General features: G+C 68.8%; 13 protein-coding genes. 7 read left to right on the forward strand and 6 right to left on the reverse strand.

Translation table 11 applies throughout. From position 1 onward, the window contains the following. Window positions 1–897: 897 nt before the first annotated feature. A complete protein-coding gene (gene ychF, locus F7Q96_RS17845) occupies window positions 898–1,989 on the reverse strand; it encodes a redox-regulated ATPase YchF (RefSeq protein ID WP_053822603.1) in 1,092 nt (363 codons plus the stop codon). 150 nt (window positions 1,990–2,139) lie between these two features. Here ychF and F7Q96_RS17850 point away from each other — a divergent pair, with 150 nt between their 5' ends. The 6 genes from F7Q96_RS17850 (at window position 2,140) to F7Q96_RS17875 (ending at window position 10,527) form a co-directional block, all read left to right on the forward strand. Further along, on the forward strand, window positions 2,140–3,429 hold the full coding sequence (locus F7Q96_RS17850) for a UbiH/UbiF family hydroxylase (protein WP_053822602.1): 1,290 nt from the start codon (window positions 2,140–2,142) through the stop codon (window positions 3,427–3,429). Between the two features lie 277 nt (window positions 3,430–3,706). Continuing rightward, the gene (locus F7Q96_RS17855; RefSeq protein ID WP_053823214.1) at window positions 3,707–4,417 is read left to right on the forward strand and encodes a DsbC family protein; all 711 of its coding nucleotides are present in this window, start codon (window positions 3,707–3,709) and stop codon (window positions 4,415–4,417) included. Window positions 4,418–4,552: 135 nt separating this feature from the next. Then, the gene (acuI, locus tag F7Q96_RS17860) at window positions 4,553–5,551 is read left to right on the forward strand and encodes an acrylyl-CoA reductase (NADPH) (RefSeq protein ID WP_053822601.1); all 999 of its coding nucleotides are present in this window, start codon (window positions 4,553–4,555) and stop codon (window positions 5,549–5,551) included. 151 nt (window positions 5,552–5,702) lie between these two features. Continuing rightward, complete coding sequence (locus tag F7Q96_RS17865; protein ID WP_053822600.1) at window positions 5,703–7,571, forward strand: M61 family metallopeptidase; 1,869 nt, start codon at window positions 5,703–5,705, stop codon at window positions 7,569–7,571. A 58-nt stretch (window positions 7,572–7,629) separates the two neighbouring features. Then, window positions 7,630–10,134 (forward strand): FUSC family protein, encoded by a 2,505-nt coding sequence (locus tag F7Q96_RS17870; protein WP_053822599.1) that lies wholly within the window; start codon window positions 7,630–7,632, stop codon window positions 10,132–10,134. Window positions 10,135–10,257: 123 nt separating this feature from the next. After that, window positions 10,258–10,527 carry an acylphosphatase gene (locus F7Q96_RS17875; protein WP_053823213.1) on the forward strand — a complete coding sequence of 90 codons (270 nt, stop codon included), beginning with the start codon at window positions 10,258–10,260 and terminating at the stop codon, window positions 10,525–10,527. Window positions 10,528–10,635: 108 nt separating this feature from the next. Here F7Q96_RS17875 and F7Q96_RS17880 read toward each other — a convergent pair whose 3' ends face one another. From F7Q96_RS17880 to F7Q96_RS17900, 5 genes are all read right to left on the reverse strand, one after another. Further along, the gene (locus F7Q96_RS17880) at window positions 10,636–11,538 is read right to left on the reverse strand and encodes a uracil-DNA glycosylase (protein ID WP_082371556.1); all 903 of its coding nucleotides are present in this window, start codon (window positions 11,536–11,538) and stop codon (window positions 10,636–10,638) included. After that, window positions 11,538–12,245 carry a CYTH domain-containing protein gene (locus F7Q96_RS17885; RefSeq protein ID WP_053822598.1) on the reverse strand — a complete coding sequence of 236 codons (708 nt, stop codon included), beginning with the start codon at window positions 12,243–12,245 and terminating at the stop codon, window positions 11,538–11,540. The genes F7Q96_RS17880 and F7Q96_RS17885 overlap by 1 nt, the downstream gene beginning before the upstream one ends. 44 nt (window positions 12,246–12,289) lie before the next feature. Then, window positions 12,290–13,093 carry an indole-3-glycerol phosphate synthase TrpC gene (gene trpC / locus F7Q96_RS17890; protein WP_053822597.1) on the reverse strand — a complete coding sequence of 268 codons (804 nt, stop codon included), beginning with the start codon at window positions 13,091–13,093 and terminating at the stop codon, window positions 12,290–12,292. A 16-nt stretch (window positions 13,094–13,109) separates the two neighbouring features. Further along, window positions 13,110–14,138 carry an anthranilate phosphoribosyltransferase gene (gene trpD / locus F7Q96_RS17895; RefSeq protein ID WP_053822596.1) on the reverse strand — a complete coding sequence of 343 codons (1,029 nt, stop codon included), beginning with the start codon at window positions 14,136–14,138 and terminating at the stop codon, window positions 13,110–13,112. An 86-nt stretch (window positions 14,139–14,224) separates the two neighbouring features. Then, window positions 14,225–14,794: an aminodeoxychorismate/anthranilate synthase component II gene (locus F7Q96_RS17900; protein ID WP_053822595.1), complete on the reverse strand. Its 570-nt coding sequence runs from the start codon at window positions 14,792–14,794 to the stop codon at window positions 14,225–14,227. Between the two features lie 875 nt (window positions 14,795–15,669). Between F7Q96_RS17900 and pgaA the strand changes: the two genes are divergently transcribed. Continuing rightward, window positions 15,670–18,207, forward strand: coding sequence for a poly-beta-1,6 N-acetyl-D-glucosamine export porin PgaA (pgaA, locus tag F7Q96_RS17905; RefSeq protein ID WP_226994771.1), 2,538 nt, complete (start codon window positions 15,670–15,672; stop codon window positions 18,205–18,207). Window positions 18,208–18,210 lie beyond the last annotated feature (3 nt).

Here is an 18,210-nt window from a genome sequence, read left to right on the forward strand (position 1 = left end):
TTGCAGCGCTACGCCATTCTTGAAAGGCGTACGCAAGCCAGCTTTTGCGATTAACGCCCCGGCGTGGCCCTAGCGCGGGCCGTCGATGGTCCTGCGATGGGTTGAGGAGGACTACCGATTTCAATCTCGAGGCTGCGGCGACAATGCCTTCGGCGCGATTGGATGCCCCGATGGATTCGGTTGCCACCAGCTGGCGTTGGTCTTTGAGCTTTTCCTGAGACTGGACAGTGCAAAGCTGCAGCTTGTCTTGGTACTTACCCAAAGGGCACGAAAGGCCGGCGTGGCCGCCTTCGGGGCGACGCGTGATTGGAAGAAAACGCATTGAGATATAGCCCAAGCTCCCTCAATGGGAAAGTAAATTGTTCCAATAAGGCATTCTCTCAAAAAATACGCCAATCCGTTCGCCTGATTTCCCTATTTCTACAACAGCAGTACTGATGAGGTCGGAAGACCTTGGTGGAGAGGGTTGACTTGTCCGTGTGAGTACGCGGCGTGAGCCAATGTATAAAGCCGTATTCCGGCGCACAGTGCTTGCCGTAATGTTTTGACTCCGCTTTTCAAGTCGGCTTTTCCTGTAAGGGACGTCCGCGGGAAATGGCTCCCGAGGGACAATGGCCCTACACAGAAGATGGAGGAGCCTAGGCGGGCCAGGTCGGTGCCCGGCCTGGGCCATCCCTTACCGATCGTCAAACGTAACAAAAGGTAGCGGCCGCATTGTTAACCGCCCGTGCACGAACTATATGATCTGCCACAACAAGTCGTGCGCCGCGGCAAACTAAGGTTTGTCGAAATATCGTCTTCGACCTCGGTGCGCTTGTTTTGCCAACGGCTCGAAATTGGGCAGTTTCACCTAGGGGTTATGGTCCGAAATGCTTACGTTCGTAGGGTCAAGGACCGTCAGACGTTGAACAGGAAGTTCATCACATCCCCATCCTTGACCACATACTCCTTCCCTTCCGCCCGCATCTTGCCCGCTTCCTTGGCGCCCTGTTCGCCCTTGAAGGCGATGAAGTCCTCGAAGGCGATGGTTTGCGCGCGGATGAAGCCACGTTCAAAGTCGGTGTGGATCACGCCGGCCGCCTTGGGGGCGGTGTCGCCGACGTGGATGGTCCAGGCGCGCACTTCCTTGACGCCTGCGGTGAAGTAGGTCTGCAGGCCCAGCAGCTTGAAGCCGGCGCGGATCACGCGGTCCAAGCCCGGCTCTTCCATGCCGAGGTCGGCGAGGAACACGGCCTTGTCCTCGTCCTCGAGGTCGGCGATCTCGGCCTCGATCGCGGCGCAGACGGCGACGACCGGCGACTTGGTCGTCTCGGCGTACTTGCGCACGGCGTCCAGGTGCGGATTGTTCTCGAAGCCGTCCTCGCGCACGTTGGCGACGTACATGGTCGGCTTGGCGGTGATCAGGCAGAACGGGCGCAGCGCGTCCCATTCTTCGGGCGCCAGATCCAGCGTGCGCACGGCCTTGGCCTCGTCGAGCACGGCCTGGGCCTTCTCCAGCACGGCGACCAGCCGCTGCGCTTCCTTGTCGCCGGCGCGGGCCGGCTTGACGTAGCGTGCCAGCGCCTTTTCGACGGTGGCGAGGTCGGCCAGCGCCAGTTCGGTATTGATGACTTCGATATCGGACAGCGGATCGACCTTGCCGGCCACGTGGATCACGTTGGGATCCTCGAAGCAGCGCACCACGTGCGTGATGGCGTCGGTCTCGCGGATATTGGCCAGGAACTGGTTCCCCAGGCCTTCGCCCTTGGACGCGCCCGCCACCAGGCCGGCGATGTCGACGAACTCGACCGTCGCCGGCACGACGCGCTCGGGTTTGACGATCTCGGCGAGGGCCTTAAGCCTCGGATCCGGCACTTCCACCACGCCGACATTGGGCTCGATGGTACAGAACGGATAGTTTTCGGCGGCGATGCCGGCCTTGGTCAGGGCGTTGAACAGCGTGGACTTGCCGACGTTGGGCAGGCCGACGATGCCGCATTTGAGGCTCATGGTGTTCCGGGCGGTAAGCGATGGCAAAGCCGGTATTCTAGCGGATGGCCGTCCGGAAGCCTGCCCGTCCGCGCGGTCCATACCAAGGGGCGCGCCGGCTGCCGGGCGAGCGCTGGGTGACCCATCAAGGCCGCTGGCTATAATCGCCCCATGACCAGAGCCAGCGCGTCCACGCGGACCTCGTTTTCCCATTTCCAGATTGCCGTGGTCGGCGGCGGCATCGTCGGCAAGACTTGTGCGTTGCTGCTGGCGCAGCAGGGCATGCAGGTCGCCCTGATCGCGCCGCGGCCCGGCAATGCCTCGGCCGGCTCGGCCGCGCCCGGTGAGGGAGACTGGGACAGCCGCGTCTACGCGTTCTCGGCCAGCTCTCAGGCGTTGCTGAGCCGGCTGCGGATCTGGGAGGCGCTGGACCCGGCGCGGATGCAGCCGGTGCGCGACATGCGGGTGTTCGGCGACGATACCGCGGCGCGGGACGACGCCGGCCTGACCGGCGATCTGCATTTCTCGGCCTACGCGGCCGCGGTGCCGGAGCTGGCGTGGATCATCGAATCGAGCCATGTCGAGCGCGTGCTCGACACCGCGCTGCGCTTCCAGCATCAGGTCCATTGGTATCAGCAGGCCGCCACCGGCTTCGAGCGCGACGAGCTGGGTGTCACGCTGACGCTGGCCGATGGCGCGCGGGTCCGCGCCAACTGCGTGGTCGGCGCCGATGGCGCGCGCTCGTGGGTCCGCACGCAGTGCCACATCGGCGTCAGCACGCGGCGTTACCGGCAGTCTGGGGTGGTCGCGAACTTCGCCTGCGAGCTGCCGCATCACGCGACCGCGTGGCAGTGGTTCCTCGGCGCGCCGCCGAAGCTGCTGGCCGACGAGGAGTCGTGCAACTGCGAAATCCTGGCGATGCTGCCGCTGCCGGGCAATTACCTGTCGATGGTGTGGTCGGCCGACGAGGCCCATGCGCGCGAATTGACCGCGCTGACGCCGGAGCAGCTGGCGCAGGCGGCGATGGACGCGGCCTGCGGCGCGGTCGGCCGCCAGTTCGGCGCGCTGCGTTGCGTGACGCCGGCGCAGGCGTTCCCTCTGGTGCTGCAGCATGCCGAGTGCGTGGTGCAGCCCCATGTGGTGCTGGTCGGTGACGCCGCCCACGTCGTGCACCCGCTGGCCGGGCAGGGCATGAATCTCGGCTTGCGCGATGTCGCGGAACTTGGCCGCGTGATGGCCGCCAAAGAGTCGTTCCGCGACGAAGGCGATCTGCGTCTGCTGCGCCGCTACGAGCGCGCGCGCGCCACCGATCTGCTGTCGCTGACGGCCGCCACCGACGGCCTGCATCGGCTGTTTTCGCTGCAGGGCGGGCTGGCGCGGATGGTGCGCAATACCGGCATGCGGGCGGTGGGCGGCCAGGCGCTGCTCAAGCGCTTCCTGATCGGACGGGCGCTCGGCTGAGCGCCGGCGCCATCGAGGCGGTCCAGCCGCGCAACAAACGCAACCGAAGTAGCCAACGCAGCCAACGCAACCGACGCCGCCAGCGCGCTGCACGCAGCCAACGCCGCCAATGCACCGAACCCATCCGCGGCCGATCCGCCCGGTCCACCCACATCCGAGCCAACCAGAACCCGGAGTCAATATGCCGTATTCCCTCGGGCGCTCCGCCCGCCCGAACCCGCAGCACGCTAACCCGCTGCGCAACGTGCTGACCCAGCGCGCCGCGCGCGCGGTGGCAATGCTGACGCTCGCCGTTGCCACCGCCGCCTTCGCGCACCCGGCACTGGCCGCAAGCGACCCGACCGCGGACCGCATCAAGGCCAACGTGCAGAAGATGCTTGGCGGCCGCGCGGAGATCAAGAGCGTCGAGAAGACGCCGATCGCCGGCCTCTACGAGGTCAATATCGGCGGCCAGCTGGTCTATGCCGATGCCAGCGGGCGCTACATCCTCAATGGCGAACTGCTCGACACGCGCAGCGGCACCAACCTGACCGAACAGCGGCTGGCCGAGATCAATCGCATCAAGTGGTCCGACCTGCCGCTGTCGCGCGCGATCAAATGGAGCAAGGGCGACGGCAGCCGCCAGGTCGCGGTGTTCTCGGATCCGAACTGCGGTTATTGCAAGCAGATCGAGCAGACCTTCCAGCAGATGGACAACATCACGGTCTACACCTTCCTCTATCCGGTGTTGTCGCCGGACTCGACCGTCAAGGCCAGGCAGGTCTGGTGCGCGTCCGACCGGACCAAGGCGTGGCGCGACTGGATGCTGTCGAAGGTCACGCCGAGCGGTGCCGGCAATTGCAAGACACCGCTGGAAGAAAACCTGGCGCTGGGCCACAGCCTCAATGTCACCGGCACGCCGGCGGTGTTCTTCACCGATGGCACGCGCATTCCGGGCGCGGCCGATGTCGCCACGCTGGAGCGCAAGCTGTCGAGCCTGAAGAAGTAAGGAACCAAGCAGGTCCGGCGCGGCAGGCCGGCGTGGGCCGGCATGGCCTCCAGGGCCTGCACGATCGCATAACGGAACTCACAACCGATCGCACAACGGAACACATAACGGATCGCATCCCCAGGAGACACCACCATGACCTTCCGCGCACTGTTGCTGACCCAGACCGACGGCGACAAGCCGTCGACCCGCGCCGAGATCGCGACGCTGCAGGACGACCATTTGCCCGCCGACGGCGACGTGCTGGTCGAGATCGACTATTCGACGATCAACTTCAAGGACGGCCTGGCGATCACGGGCCGCAGTCCGGTCGTGCGCAAATGGCCGATGGTGGCCGGCATCGATGGCGCCGGCACCGTGCTGGAGTCGTCGAATCCGCGTTGGCGTGCCGGCGACAAGGTGGTGCTGAACGGCTACGGCGTCGGCGAGACGCACTGGGGCTGCCTGGCGCAGCGCGCGCGCCTGAAGGGCGAATGGCTGGTGCGCCTGCCCGAGTCGCTGACGACGCGGCAGGCGATGGCGATCGGCACGGCCGGCTATACCGCGATGCTGTCGGTGCTGGCGCTGGAGGCCTCGGGCGTACGGCCGGAGCAGGGCGAGGTGTTGGTCACCGGTGCGTCGGGCGGCGTCGGCACCGTCGCGATCGCGCTGCTGGGCAAGCTCGGCTATCGCGTCGTGGCCTCGACCGGCAAGACCGGCGAGGCCGACTTCCTGAAGGCGCTTGGCGCGGCCGACGTCATCGATCGCGCCGAGCTGTCGGCGCCGGGCAAGCCGCTGCAGAAGGAGCGCTGGGCCGCGGTGGTCGATGCGGTCGGCTCGCACACGCTGGTCAACGCCATCGCGCAGGTGCGCTACGGCGGCGTGGTGACCGCCTGCGGACTGGCCCAAGGCATGGACTTCCCCGGCTCGGTGGCGCCGTTCATCCTGCGTGGCGTGACGCTGCACGGCATCGACAGCGTGATGGCGCCGATGGCGCGGCGCGAGCAGGCGTGGGCGCGGCTCGCGCAGGACCTGGAACCGGACCGGCTGGCGGCGATCACGCAGGAGATCGGCCTGGCGGAGGCGATCGAAGCGGGCCAGCGCATCATTGCGGGCGGCATGCGCGGACGCGTGGTGGTCGACGTCAATCGCTGACATTGGAGGCGGCGCCGCGCGCGGCGGGCGTACCGCGACGGCACCAACGCGACACCAACGCATCAGCGCACCGACGCATCAACGCATCAACGCCCGAGCGGGTCAACGGCAGCGCCCGGGCCCACGTGCCCGTGACGCTACAATCGTGGCCATGAAGCCGATCCACTACGCCATTGCCCCGCTTCAGCCCGAAGCGCATCTGTTCGCGGTCACCGTCACGGTGGACGATCCCGATCCCGCCGGCCAACGTTTCTCGCTGCCGGCGTGGATTCCCGGCAGCTACATGATTCGCGAGTTCGCGCGGAACATCGTCAGGATTCGCGCCGATGCCGGCAATGGAGCAGACCGCCGGCCGGTCGCGCTGACCAAGCTCGACAAGCACAGCTGGCAGGCCGAGCCGATCGACCCGGCGCAAGGTCCGCTGACGCTGTCGTACGAGGTCTACGCGTGGGACCTGTCGGTGCGCGCCGCGCATCTGGACCGGACCCACGGCTTCTTCAACGGGACCTCGGTGTTTCTGTGCGTCGACGGCAAGGCCGACCGGCCCTGCACCGTCGACATCCATCCGCCGCAGGGCGACCAATATCGCAACTGGCGCGTCGCCACGGCGATGCCCGAAGCGCCGGGCCGCGGCGGTGCGAAGCGCTATGGCTTCGGCCGCTATCGCGCCGCCGACTACGACGAGCTGATCGATCATCCGGTCGAGATGGGCGAATTCGCGATGGGCTCGTTCAAGGCTTGCGGCGCGCAGCACGACGTGGTGTTCACCGGCCGCGTGCCGCAGCTGGACATCGACCGCGTCTGCCGCGACCTGAAGCGGATCTGCGAGGCGCAGATCCGGCTGTTCGAGCCGCGCAGCGAGCGCGCGCCGTTCCTCGACAGCAATCGCCGCTATGTCTTCATGACGATGGTCACCGGCGACGGCTATGGCGGCCTCGAACATCGCGCCAGCACCGCGCTGATGTGCGCGCGCGGCGATCTGCCGGTGCGCGGCAGCTCGGATACCAGCGCCGAAAGCAGCGAGGGCTACCGCGGCTTCCTGGGCCTGTGCAGCCACGAGTATTTCCATACCTGGAACGTCAAGCGGATCAAGCCGGCGGCCTTCGTGCCGTACCGGCTGCAGGCCGAAACGCATACGCCGCTGCTGTGGCTGTTCGAGGGCTTCACCAGCTATTACGACGACCTGATGCTGGTGCGCAGCGGCTGCATCACCGAGCAGCAATACGTCGAGCTGCTGGCCAAGACCTGGAACGGCGTGCTGCGCGGCAGCGGCCGCACCAAGCAGAGCGTGGCCGACAGCTCGTTCGATGCCTGGACCAAGTACTACCGCCAGGACGAAAACGCGCCCAATGCGATCGTCAGCTACTACACCAAGGGCTCGCTGATCGGACTGGCGCTGGACCTGGCCATCCGCAGCCGCACCGACGGGCGCCGCTCGCTGGACGACGTGATGCGGATGCTGTGGCGGCGCTATGGCCGCGATTTCTACGCGCCGGGCGCGGTGCAGCGCGGCGTCACCGAGGACGAGGTGCACGCGCTGATCGACGAGGTGGCCGGCGTACGCGTGTCCCCGCAGCTGCGGGCCTGGACCGAGGGCACCGGCGAGCTGCCGTTGCCCGCGCTGTTCAAGGCCTTCGGCATCCGGGCCGAACCGCGCAAGCCCACGCGCGCGGCGGCGCTCGGCATCAAGACCACCAGCGAGAACGGCTGGGTGCGCGTGACGCAGGTGCTCGACGGCGGCGCGGCGCAGGCGGCCGGCTGGTCGGCCGGCGATCTGCTGGCCGCGGTGGACGGGCTGCGCGTCACGCCGAACGGGGCCGGGCAACTCGACAAGCTGCTGGCGCGCTATCGCGCCGGCGACAGCGTGCCTTGCCACCTGTTCCGCCGCGACGAGCTGCACGTGCTGCCGGTGACCTTCGCGCCGGAGCCGGCCACCGAATATCGGCTGCAGCTCGAAGAAGGCGGAGATCGGCGCCAGCGCGGCCGCCATCCATTGCGCGCACGCTGGCTGGGCCGGTAAGCTGGCGGCCCCGCCGTTTGCCGTAGCTCGTCCGCCGTAGCTCGCCCACCGCGCCCGCATGCAATACGCCCACGATCCCCGCACCTTCGTTTTCTCGCATTACGTCTATCGCGGCCTGCGCTCGGCCACCGGCGTCATCGGCGCGACGCTGATCGCGCTGCAGCTGGCCGACCTGCCGACCGCGATGGTGGTGTCGATGGGCGCGCTGTGCACGAGCCTGATGGACCTGCCCAGCCCGGTGAACCACAAGTTCAACGAGATGCTGGCCAGCGTGCTGTTGTGTACCGCGGTGACGCTGATCGTCGCGCTGGTCACGCCGTTCCCGCGCGTGCTGCCGGTCGTGCTGGTGCTGGTCACCTTCCTGGCCGGCATGATGACCGTCTACGGCAACAAGACGATGCCGTTGCAGTTCTCGACGCTGTTCGTGATGACGCTGACGTTGAGCGAGGACTTCGTCGTGCGGCGCGCGATCGAGCATGCGCTGCTGTTCGGCGCCGGCGCGGCCGCGTACATGGCCTATGCGATGGCAGTCAGCTGGCTGATGGAGCGGCGCACCAAGCAGCAGATCCTGGCCGAATCGCTGTACGAGCTGGCCGCCTATCTCGAGATCAAGGCCGGCTTCTACGATGCCGGCAACGACTACGACGAGCAGTTCAACGCGCTGGTGCGCCAGCAGATCGTGGTCGCGGAGCGGCAGCAGGCGGCGCGCGACCTGGTGCTGCGCGGCAACCGCACGCTGCACGACGGACTGCTGGTGCAGGTCCATCTGCGGATGCTGGACCTGTACGAATACATCCTGTCGACCAACACCGACTACCCGCTGCTGCGCCAGACCTTCGCCGGCACGCCGGTGCTCGACGCGCTGCGGCGGCTGATCCGGCTGATGTGCCAGGACGTCGAGGGCATCGCCTATGACGTGACGCGCGGCCGGCCCTCGTATGCCGAGGTCGATTACCGCGAGGCGCTGCGCGCGGTCGCCGACGAGATCGCGATGCTGCGGCACCACCATATCGATCCGGCCGCGATGACGGCGCTCGGCGAGACGCTCGACATGATCAAGGGCGCGATCGCGCTGGTCGAGCAGCTGCACGTGGCCTCGCGCACGCCGGTCGAGCCTCGCCAGGTGCTGCCCGGCCCCGACATGACGCCATTCCTGACGCGCCAGCGCTACGAATGGCGCGTGCTGCGCGACAACCTGCACTGGCGCGCGCCGGTGTTCCGCTTCTCGCTGCGGGTCACGATGGCGGTGGCGGCCGGGCTGGTATTGGCAAGCTATCTGCCCTACGCCTCGCACAGCTACTGGATCCTGCTGACCATCATCGTCATCCTGAAGCCGAACTTCAGCATGACCAAGCAGCGCTACAACGACCGCCTGATCGGCACGCTGATCGGCTGCATCATCGCGCTGGCGATCCTGCGCGTGGTGCACGAGCCGCTGGTGCTGCTGGCGGTGCTGTTCGTCTCGCTGGTGGCCAGCGCGACCTTCGTCACGATCAAGTACCGCTACACGGCGATCGCGGCGTGCGTGCAGGTGCTGGTGCAGATCAACCTGCTGATGCCGGGCTCGACGGTCGTCGGCGAGCGGCTGGTCGATACGGTGATCGGCGGCGTGATCGCATCGATCTTCAGTTTCGTGCTGCCGAGCTGGGAATATCGCGCGATTCCGGCGCTGGTCGAGAACGTGCTGAACGCCAACCGCCGCTATATCGCGGCCACGCGCGACCTGCTGCTGGGAAAAACGGGGGATGACTTCGCCTATCGGGTCGAGCGCAAGCAGTTCATGGACAGCCTGTCGGCGCTGATCGGCTCGTTCCAGCGGATGCTCGACGAGCCCAAGAGCCGGCACCGCGCCGTGGACAACCTGAACCGCTTCATCGTGCAGAACTACCTGGTCGCGGCCCATGTCGCCGCGGCGCGCATCCAGGTGCGCCAGCACGCCGACGAGCTGGACCTGCCGGCCGCGCGCGCCGCCATCGAGGAGGCGACCGAGGCGGCCAGCCGCAGCCTGCGGCTGGCCAGCGAGCGGCTGCTCGAGGGCGACCGCGGCGAGGGCCGGGGCGCGGGCTTCATCCGCCGGCGGGCGGCGCCGGTGGAGCAGCCGGCCGCGGCCGTGACAGAACCGGGCGCGGCGGGGGACAGCGACACCGACACCGCCGCAGCACCGAAACCATCGGAACCATCGGAACCACCGGGAGCCGCCGAGGCAGCGGACTCGCGTGCCGAGGCGACCGGGCAGAAGCAAGCGACGGAGGCGCCGGGCGAAAACGGCGCCGGGCAAGCGAAGGAAACCGCGGATGCCACCGTGGCCGCCGACGCGGCTGCCGATGCCGCGCTCGCCGAAGCCACCGAACGGCGCGCCCGCCTCGCCGATTCGGCCGACCGCTGGCATACCGAAACGCTGGTGCAGACCGCCGGCGCCCCGGAACCCGGCGGCACCGCTAGCTCGACCGGCCGCGCCGCCAACGCGGTGCTCGAGCGCCGGCTGCGCGCGCTGCGCGCCGACGCCGCCAAGATCGCGCTGCGCACCGGCGCGATCGGCCGTGCAATCCGGCAGCGTGCCTGAACGCCAGCCGCGCGCCCGCGGCCAGGCCGGCTTCCGCGCACGGGGGTGGTCATGGCCGCGTCATCGCACTAGTCTACGGTTGTACGGATGTATGGGCGTACGGACTCGCAAGGAGGAACGGCGATGGAAACCTGGCACATCGTGGCGCACGGCAAGGTGCAGGGCGTCGGCTATCGTGCGGCCTGCGAGGATCTGGCGATCCAGCTCGGCCTGGGCGGCTGGGTACGCAACCGCGACGATGGCACCGTCGAGGTGATGGCGTACGGGCCGCCGGAGCGGTTGGCGAAACTGCGCGAATGGATGGAGCAGGGCCCGCCGGCGGCACAGGTGGAAAGGCTCGAGGTCGAGCCCGGCGAGGGGGAGTTCGAGCTGTTCGAGTGGCGCACCACGTAGTCGCTTGCTCGTCGTTCCCGCGCGGGCGGGAACCCGGCGGCTTTCACGATCACGCAAGCCTGGCTGGGCCCCGCGTTCGCAGGGGCGACGATACATTCGCGCCTGGTGTCATCGCGCCTGGTGCGCGCTCCAGTCGATCGGCTCGCGCTGGTGCTCGACCAGCCAGTCGTTGGCGAGGCGGAAATGCCCGCAGCCAAGAAAGCCGCGATGGGCAGACAGCGGCGACGGGTGCGGCGCCTCCAGGATGCAGTGCTCGCCGGTCAGCAGGTCCTTCTTGGCCTGCGCGTGGCTGCCCCACAGCAGGAACACCAGATGCTCTCGGCTGGCCGCCAGCGCCGCGATCAGGCAGTCGGTGACCGCTTCCCAGCCGCGCCGGGCGTGGCTGGCGGCTTGTCCCTGCTCGACGGTCAGCACGGTGTTCAGCAGCAGCACGCCCTGCCGCGCCCAGCCTTCCAGATTGCCGGAGGCCGTGGGCCGCGCCACCGCCGGGTCGCCGTACTCGGCGGCGATTTCCTTGAAGATATTGCGCAGGCTCGGCGGCACCCGCACGCCGTCCGGCACCGAAAAGGCCAGGCCATGCGCCTGCGGCACCTCGATGCCATCGACCACGCCGACGCCGTGATAGGGGTCCTGGCCGAGGATCACGACCTTGACGGCCTCGGGCGGCGTCAGATGCAGCGCGTGGAAGACGTCGCGCGGAAACACCGGCTTGCCGGCGGCGCGTTCGCCGTCGACGAAGTCGGCGAGCCGCTGCCATGCGGGCGTGGCCAGGCATGGCGCCAGCAGCGCGCGCCAGGCGGGCGGCAGGGCGTCGGCCTGCGCCGCCAGCGGCGTCCACCGGGGCGGCGGCGCGCTGGCGGGCGCGGCATTGGCGGGTGCAATGGCGCCTGCGTCGGTCTGTGCGTCGGCCTGCGTATCGGCCCTTGCGTCGGCGCCGGCATCGCTCGCCACGCCGGCGAACAGTTCACCCTGGCCGGTTTCGGCGGGGGATCGGTTCGGACGGCGGCCCATCAGGCGGCTCCCGCCGGCGAGCCGGCTTGCTTGGCCAACGCGTAGCCGCGCGCGGCCTTGCTGCGGTCCGATGGCGTCAGCGCGGCGACCGCGCCGAGCCGCTCGCCGAGCGCGCGCAGCGTCGCGGCAGCCTGTGACGGATCGCCCGACAGCCATTCCAGTTCGAGTTCATGGATGGTCTCGCGCGCCGACCCCGACGCCGGCGTGGTGCCATCCTCCGACACCGCGGTGATCACGCCGGCGTCCAGCGCCGCTTCGATTTCGGCTTCGCCCTGCGCTTGCCCGTGTGTCTCGCCGGCGCCGGCGCCGGTCAGCGGGCAGCGCAGCCGCCAGGTCCGCCGCACGAAATCGGTGCGGAACACCGGCCGCAGCCGGCCCAGCAGCGGCTCGAGCAGCGCGCGCGCCTCGTCGTCGAGCTTCGCCGGCTCCAGCGCTTCGCCGGCGACCTCGGTCTCCCATTCGTTGCGCGTGGCCAGCCCGGCCTCGCTGCGCCCGGCGGTCTTCAACGTCTGCAGCCAGCGCTTGCCGTCGCGGCGCAGCCGCAGCGCGGCGCGCGCCTGCGCCAGCTCATGGGCCGGCGTGTCGAAATAGACGTTGAGCAGATGCGATTCGCCGAGGGCCTGGGCGTTGGCGTCGAGCCAGGCCACCAGCGCAGCCGCGGCGGCGGCATCGGGCACTGCCAGTTTCAGTTCGATTTCCTGGGCCATCGGATCGGTCGGTGCGCCGCCGTAAGAGCGGTGAATGGTGGAAATCAGGCGAACAGCCGGGCCAGCTCGGCGCCCGGGTCCTTGGCGCGCATGAACGCTTCGCCGACCAGGAAGGCGTGCACATTGGCCTCGCGCATCCGGGACACGTCGTCCGGTCCGAGAATGCCGGACTCGGTGACCACCAGCCGTTCCGCCGGCATCGCCGGCAGCAGGTCCAGCGTGTTCTGCAGCGAGACCTCGAAGGTGCGCAGATTGCGGTTGTTGACGCCGACCAGCGGCGTCTTCAGCCGCAGCGCCGCTTCGAGCTCGGCGCCATCGTGGACCTCGACCAGCACGTCCATGCCCAGTTCGTGCGCGCAGGCCTCGAGGTCGGCCATCAGGCCCGGATCGAGCGCGGCGACGATCAGCAGGATCGCATCGGCGCCCCAGGTGCGGGCCTCGTAGACCTGGTACAGGTCCACCATGAAGTCCTTGCGCAGCGCCGGCAGCGGGCAGGCGCCACGTGCGCGGCGCAGGTAGTCGGCATGGCCCTGGAAGAAGTGTTCGTCGGTCAGCACCGACAGGCAGGCCGCGCCATGGCCGGCGTAGCTCTCGGCGATCGCCTCGGGCACGAAATGCTCGCGCAGCACGCCCTTGGACGGCGACGCCTTCTTGATCTCGGCGATCACGCCGGCGTGGCCGGCCCCGATCTTCGCGCGCAATGCCGCGCCGAATCCGCGCGGCGCCAGGCCGGGTTCTGCGCGCAGGCTCTCCGCTTCGGCGCGCAGACTGGGCAGGTCGCGGCGCTTGCGCGCGGCGCGGACTTCGTCGGCCTTGACGGCCAGGATCTTCTGCAGGATGTCGGACATGCTTGCTTGCCTCTGATTACTGGAACTGCCGCGTCGCCTGCACGAACTCGTCGAGCTTGGCGCGGGCAGCGCCGCTGGCGATCGCCTCGCGCGCGCGGGCGATGCCGTCCTCGATCGACGACGCGACATTGGCCGCATACAGCGCGGTGCCGGCGTTCAGCGACACGATTTCGCGCGGGGTGCCCGGCACGTTGGACAGCGCCTCGAGCAGCATCTCTTTCGATTCGGCCGCGTCGGCGACCTTCAGGCCGCGGTTGGAGATCATCGACAGCCCGAAGTCCTCCGGATGGATCTCGTACTCGCGCACCTCGCCGTCCTTGAGCTCGCCGACCAGCGTGGCGGCGCCCAGCGACACCTCGTCCATGCCGTCCTTGCCGTAGACCACCAGCGCGTGACGGGCGCCCAGGCGCTGCATCACGCGGACCTGGATGCCGACCAGATCGGGGTGGAACACGCCCATCAGGATATTGGGCGCGTCGGCCGGGTTGGTCAGCGGGCCCAGGATGTTGAAGATCGTGCGAACGCCCATCTCCTTGCGGATCGGCGCGACGTTCTTCATCGCGGGATGGTGCGTCGGCGCGAACATGAAGCCGATGCCGGTCTGTTCGATGCACCGGCCGACCTGCTCGGGCGTCAGCATGATGTTGACGCCGAGCGCCTCCAGCACGTCGGCGCTGCCGGACTTCGAGCTGACGCCGCGGTTGCCGTGCTTGGCGATGCGCGCGCCGGCCGCGGCCGCGACGAACATCGACGCGGTCGAGATATTGAACGTATGCGAGCCGTCGCCGCCGGTGCCGACGATGTCGACGAAATGCTCGCGCTCGGACACCGTGACCTTGTTGGCGAATTCGCGCATCACCTGCGCGGCGGCGGTGATCTCGCCGATGGTCTCCTTCTTGACGCGCAGCCCGGTCAGGATCGCGGCGGCCATCACCGGCGAGATCTGCGCCTGCATGATCTGCCGCATCAGGTGCAGCATTTCGTCGTGAAAGATTTCGCGGTGTTCGATGCAGCGCGTCAGCGCTTCCTGGGGCGTGATGGGCATGGCGGTCTCGCAGGCGTGGGGTTCGTTCGATCGGTCGCGTGAGGGGGCGGGAGCAAGGGCAGGGGCGAGCGGGGCGTCGAGCCGTTTCATCGCGCCGCCTTCAGGAAGTTGTCCAGCAGCGTGTGGCCGTGTTCGGACAGGATCGACTCGGGATGAAACTGCACGCCCTCGATCGCGAACTGCTTGTGCCGCACGCCCATGATCTCGCCGTCGGGGGTCCATGCGGTGACCTCGAGGCAGTCGGGCAGCGTCTCGCGCTCGATCGCCAGCGAATGATAGCGCGTCACGTCGAACGCCCTGGGCAGGCCGGCGAACACGCCCTGCTGCGTGGTCTCGATGCGGCTGACCTTGCCGTGCATCACCTGCTTGGCGCGGATCACCTTGCCGCCGAACGCCTCGCCGATCGCCTGATGGCCCAGGCACACGCCCAGGATCGGCAGCTTGCCGGCGAAGTGCTTGAGCACGGCCACCGAGATGCCGGCCTCGGCGGGGCTGCACGGGCCGGGCGAGATGCAGATGCGCTCGGGCGCCAGCGCCTCGATTTCATCGATCGTGATCTCGTCGTTGCGGTGGGTCCGCACGTCGGCGCCGAGTTCGCCGAAGTACTGCACCAGGTTGTAGGTGAACGAGTCGTAGTTGTCGATCATCAGCAGCATGATTCACCCGGCTTGGAAATTGGTGGACATGGAACGCACGTGCGCCTTGCCAAGCGGCCCGGCGGCGCGCGGACGCACGAAGCGACGGCCACGGGCTGGCGCGCGGCGGCAAATCGGAACGGTTGAAGCGGGGGAGGGGTTCGACGGCATCGGCAGATCTCCTGGGTATCTAGGAGCCGCCGCACCGGTGAGCTGTCGGACCGCACGTTTGCCAACCGGAACGGCGGCAAGGTGCGAACAAGAACGCAACGACGTGCCGCTTCCTAGTGGAAGCGCCACCAACGGGACGAATGCGACGAAACGGTCGGAGCCCGGAAGGTCATCGTGGTTCTAGGTCGGACGATTGGGTGATCAGGTCGATCGGGGGTGATCGGTCTGTGTTCGGAGGTTACACGGAAAGCGACGCTTTGTGGGGCACCGCGCATCCGCAACGAAGTCGCTACTTTAACTTGCCTCGCACGCCGGTGTCGAGCGTAGGCGCTCCCCGGCGGCGGGCCCGTGCCGCAATCCCCAACCAGGGTTGGGGGCGGCGGAAGCGGAATTTGGCGCGTTTTCTATCGTTCACAATCGATTTTCAGCTTCTTCACTACACTTTGCGAAGTTTTGCGGCTCCGCACCTTGCGCCATTGCAGCGGTTGCGGTTGCACGACGCCATCCCCTCTGCGATGGCCATCCGGCGCGGTTCTTCGGTGCCCGCCGGATCCCGTAGGTCCTCCCCCGTCGATCTCCGCAGGCGGGACAGACCCGATCGGGTTCCGTGCCCTCGTGCCGCCCTTCCCTAGCCGATAACGGACTCGCGTGCGCGCCATCGATGCACGCCGCGGGCGCTTGACCATCACAGCGAGACAGGCTGCGGAGTCCCAATGGAGTCTTTGATGACGCGTCATTCGCGCTCTCCTGCCCGCGTTCCGGCCGATAGCCGCCGTCTGCCGGCGTTGCGGCGGCGTACCCCGGTGCAGCTGGCCGTCGGGCTGGCGGCGGCGATGTCGTGCCTGGCGGTGCCGGCACATGCCGCACCGGCGCAGGCCGACCAGCAATACGATGCGCTGATCCAGCGCGCCCGCGCCGGCGACTACGAACCGGCGCTGACCGCGCTGCGCGAGCGGCTGGCGCAGGCGCCGGCCGACCGCCGCGCCGCCTACGACCGCATGATCATCGCCGGCTGGGCCGGCCGCCCCGCCGAGGTCCTCGAGACGTATCGCGGCCTTGGCGGCGACGCCAGCCAGCTGCCTGCCGAGGTGCTGGCCGCCATCGCACGCGCCGAGCGCGACGAGCGCCAGTGGGACGCGTCGCTGGCGCACTATCGTGAAGGCCGGCAACGTTTCCCGGCGCGCCAGGACTTTGCCCTGGGCGAGATCCTGGTGCTGGCCGACAGCGGCCGCACCGCCGACGCCGTCGCGGCGGGCAGGGCGCTGGTCGAGCGGCAGCCGTCCAGCCCCGATGCCCGCATTGCGCTGGCCTACGCGCATACCCGCGCCAACGATCCGTACGAGGCGCTGTTCGAGGCCGACCGCGCGCATGGCCTGGCCCCGCAGCGCAAGGACGTGGTGCGCGAATACGTACGCGCGCTCGAGCATGCCGGACTGCCGGAAGCCGCGCTGCGCGTGGCGGACGAACATCCCGGCCTGCTGGACCGGGCCGACCGGCTCGAACTGGAACTGGACGCGACCGCCGAACAGGTGCGGCTTGCCGACATGCCGACCCGGACCGAAGCCGAGCGCTTCGCCATCGCCGACCGCGCGCTGGCCCGCTACGAGCAACTGCTGCCGCAACTGCGGGGCACCGGCCCGCGCGGCGAGGCCCAGCTGCGCCGCGCCCGCATCGACCGGCTCGCCGCGCTGCATGCGCGCGTGCGGATGCAGGACCTGGTCGACGAATACGAGGCGCTGCGGGCCGAGGGCGTCGAGGTCCCGGCCTTTGCGTTGTCCGACGTGGCCGCGGCCTATCTCTATCTGCGTCATCCCGAACAGGCCGAGACGCTGTACGCGCAGGCAATCCGCGAGGCCTATCCGCCCGGCGGCGACGCCGAGGCGCGGCTGGCAGCGCAGACGGGTCTGTACTACGCGCATGCCGAGGCCGAGAAGTTTCCGCCGGCCGGCGAGGTGGTGGAGCAGGCCAGCGCCGAGCAACCGCGCTGGCGGTGGCTGCGCGGCCAGCCGACGCGGCAGCCGAACGATCTGTGGCTCGATGCCGCCGAGGTCAGCGCGCGTTCGCGCCGGCAGGCCGACGACACCGTCGACGCGCAGCAGCGGCTCGAGGAGCTGGTCAGCCATGCACCGGGCAATTCGCGGCTGCGCGTGCTGCTGGCCGAGCTGTACCGGGCCCGCGGCTGGCCGCGCCAGGCCGAGGGCGAGCTGAAGCTGGCCGAAACGCTGGAGCCGCGCGCCGTGCCGCTCGAGGTGCAGCAGGGCCATGCCGCGCTGGACCTGCAGGAGTGGCGGCAGGCCGAGATGCTGCGCAACGACACGATGGCGCGCTATCCCGAAGACCTGGCGGTCCGGCGCCTGGATCGCGACTGGCAGGTCCACAACAAGTCGGAGCTGCGCATCGAGGGCTATCGGGGCCTCGCCAACGACAGCGCCGTGGTCGGCAACGGCAACTTCGGCATCGAGGCGGTGCTGTACAGCCCGCCGATCCACTACGACTGGCGCGCCTTCGGCGGCATCGGCTATGCGACCGGCCGCTTCCAGGAAGGCAGCGTCGACTACCGCTGGGCGCGCACCGGCGTGCAATACCGCGTGCGCGACCTGACGCTGGAGGGCGAGGTCTCGGCGCACGACTATGGCGGCGGCAACGGCGGCCGTGCCGGCGGCCGGCTGTCGGCGCAATACGACATCGACGACCGCTGGCAGGTCGGCGCCTCGGGCGCGCTGCGCTCGACCGGCACGCCGCTGCGCGCGCTGAAGCAGGGCATCTACGCCGATACGTTGGCGGCGTTCGCGCGCTACCGCGCCAGCGAGCGCAGCGAGTGGATGTTCACGGTGGCGCCGTCGCGCTTCAGCGACGGCAACGATCGCCTCGAGGGCGGCGTCGCCGGCGAGCAGCGCTTCTATACCGCGCCGCACCTGAAGGGCGACCTGCTGGTCGACATCTGGGCCTCGCGCAATACGCGCCGGGACACGCCGTACTACAACCCGCGCTCGGACCTGACCATGCTGCCGTCGGTGCGGCTGACGCACACGCTGCATCGCCGCTACGAGACCGTGTGGGAACAGCAGTTCCTCGCCGGCGCGGGCGCCTATGCGCAGCGCGGCTACGGCACCGGCGCCATCATGATGATCGGCTATGGCCAGCGCTTCCGCACCAACGACGTGTTCGACGTCGGCGCCACGATCACCGGCACCAGCCGACCGTACGACGGCCAGCGCGAGCGCGAACTGCGCATCGTGTTCGACCTGACCTACCGATTCTGAACG

The sequence above is a fragment of the Cupriavidus gilardii genome, from assembly GCF_008801915.1.
Lineage (GTDB): Bacteria > Pseudomonadota > Gammaproteobacteria > Burkholderiales > Burkholderiaceae > Cupriavidus > Cupriavidus gilardii.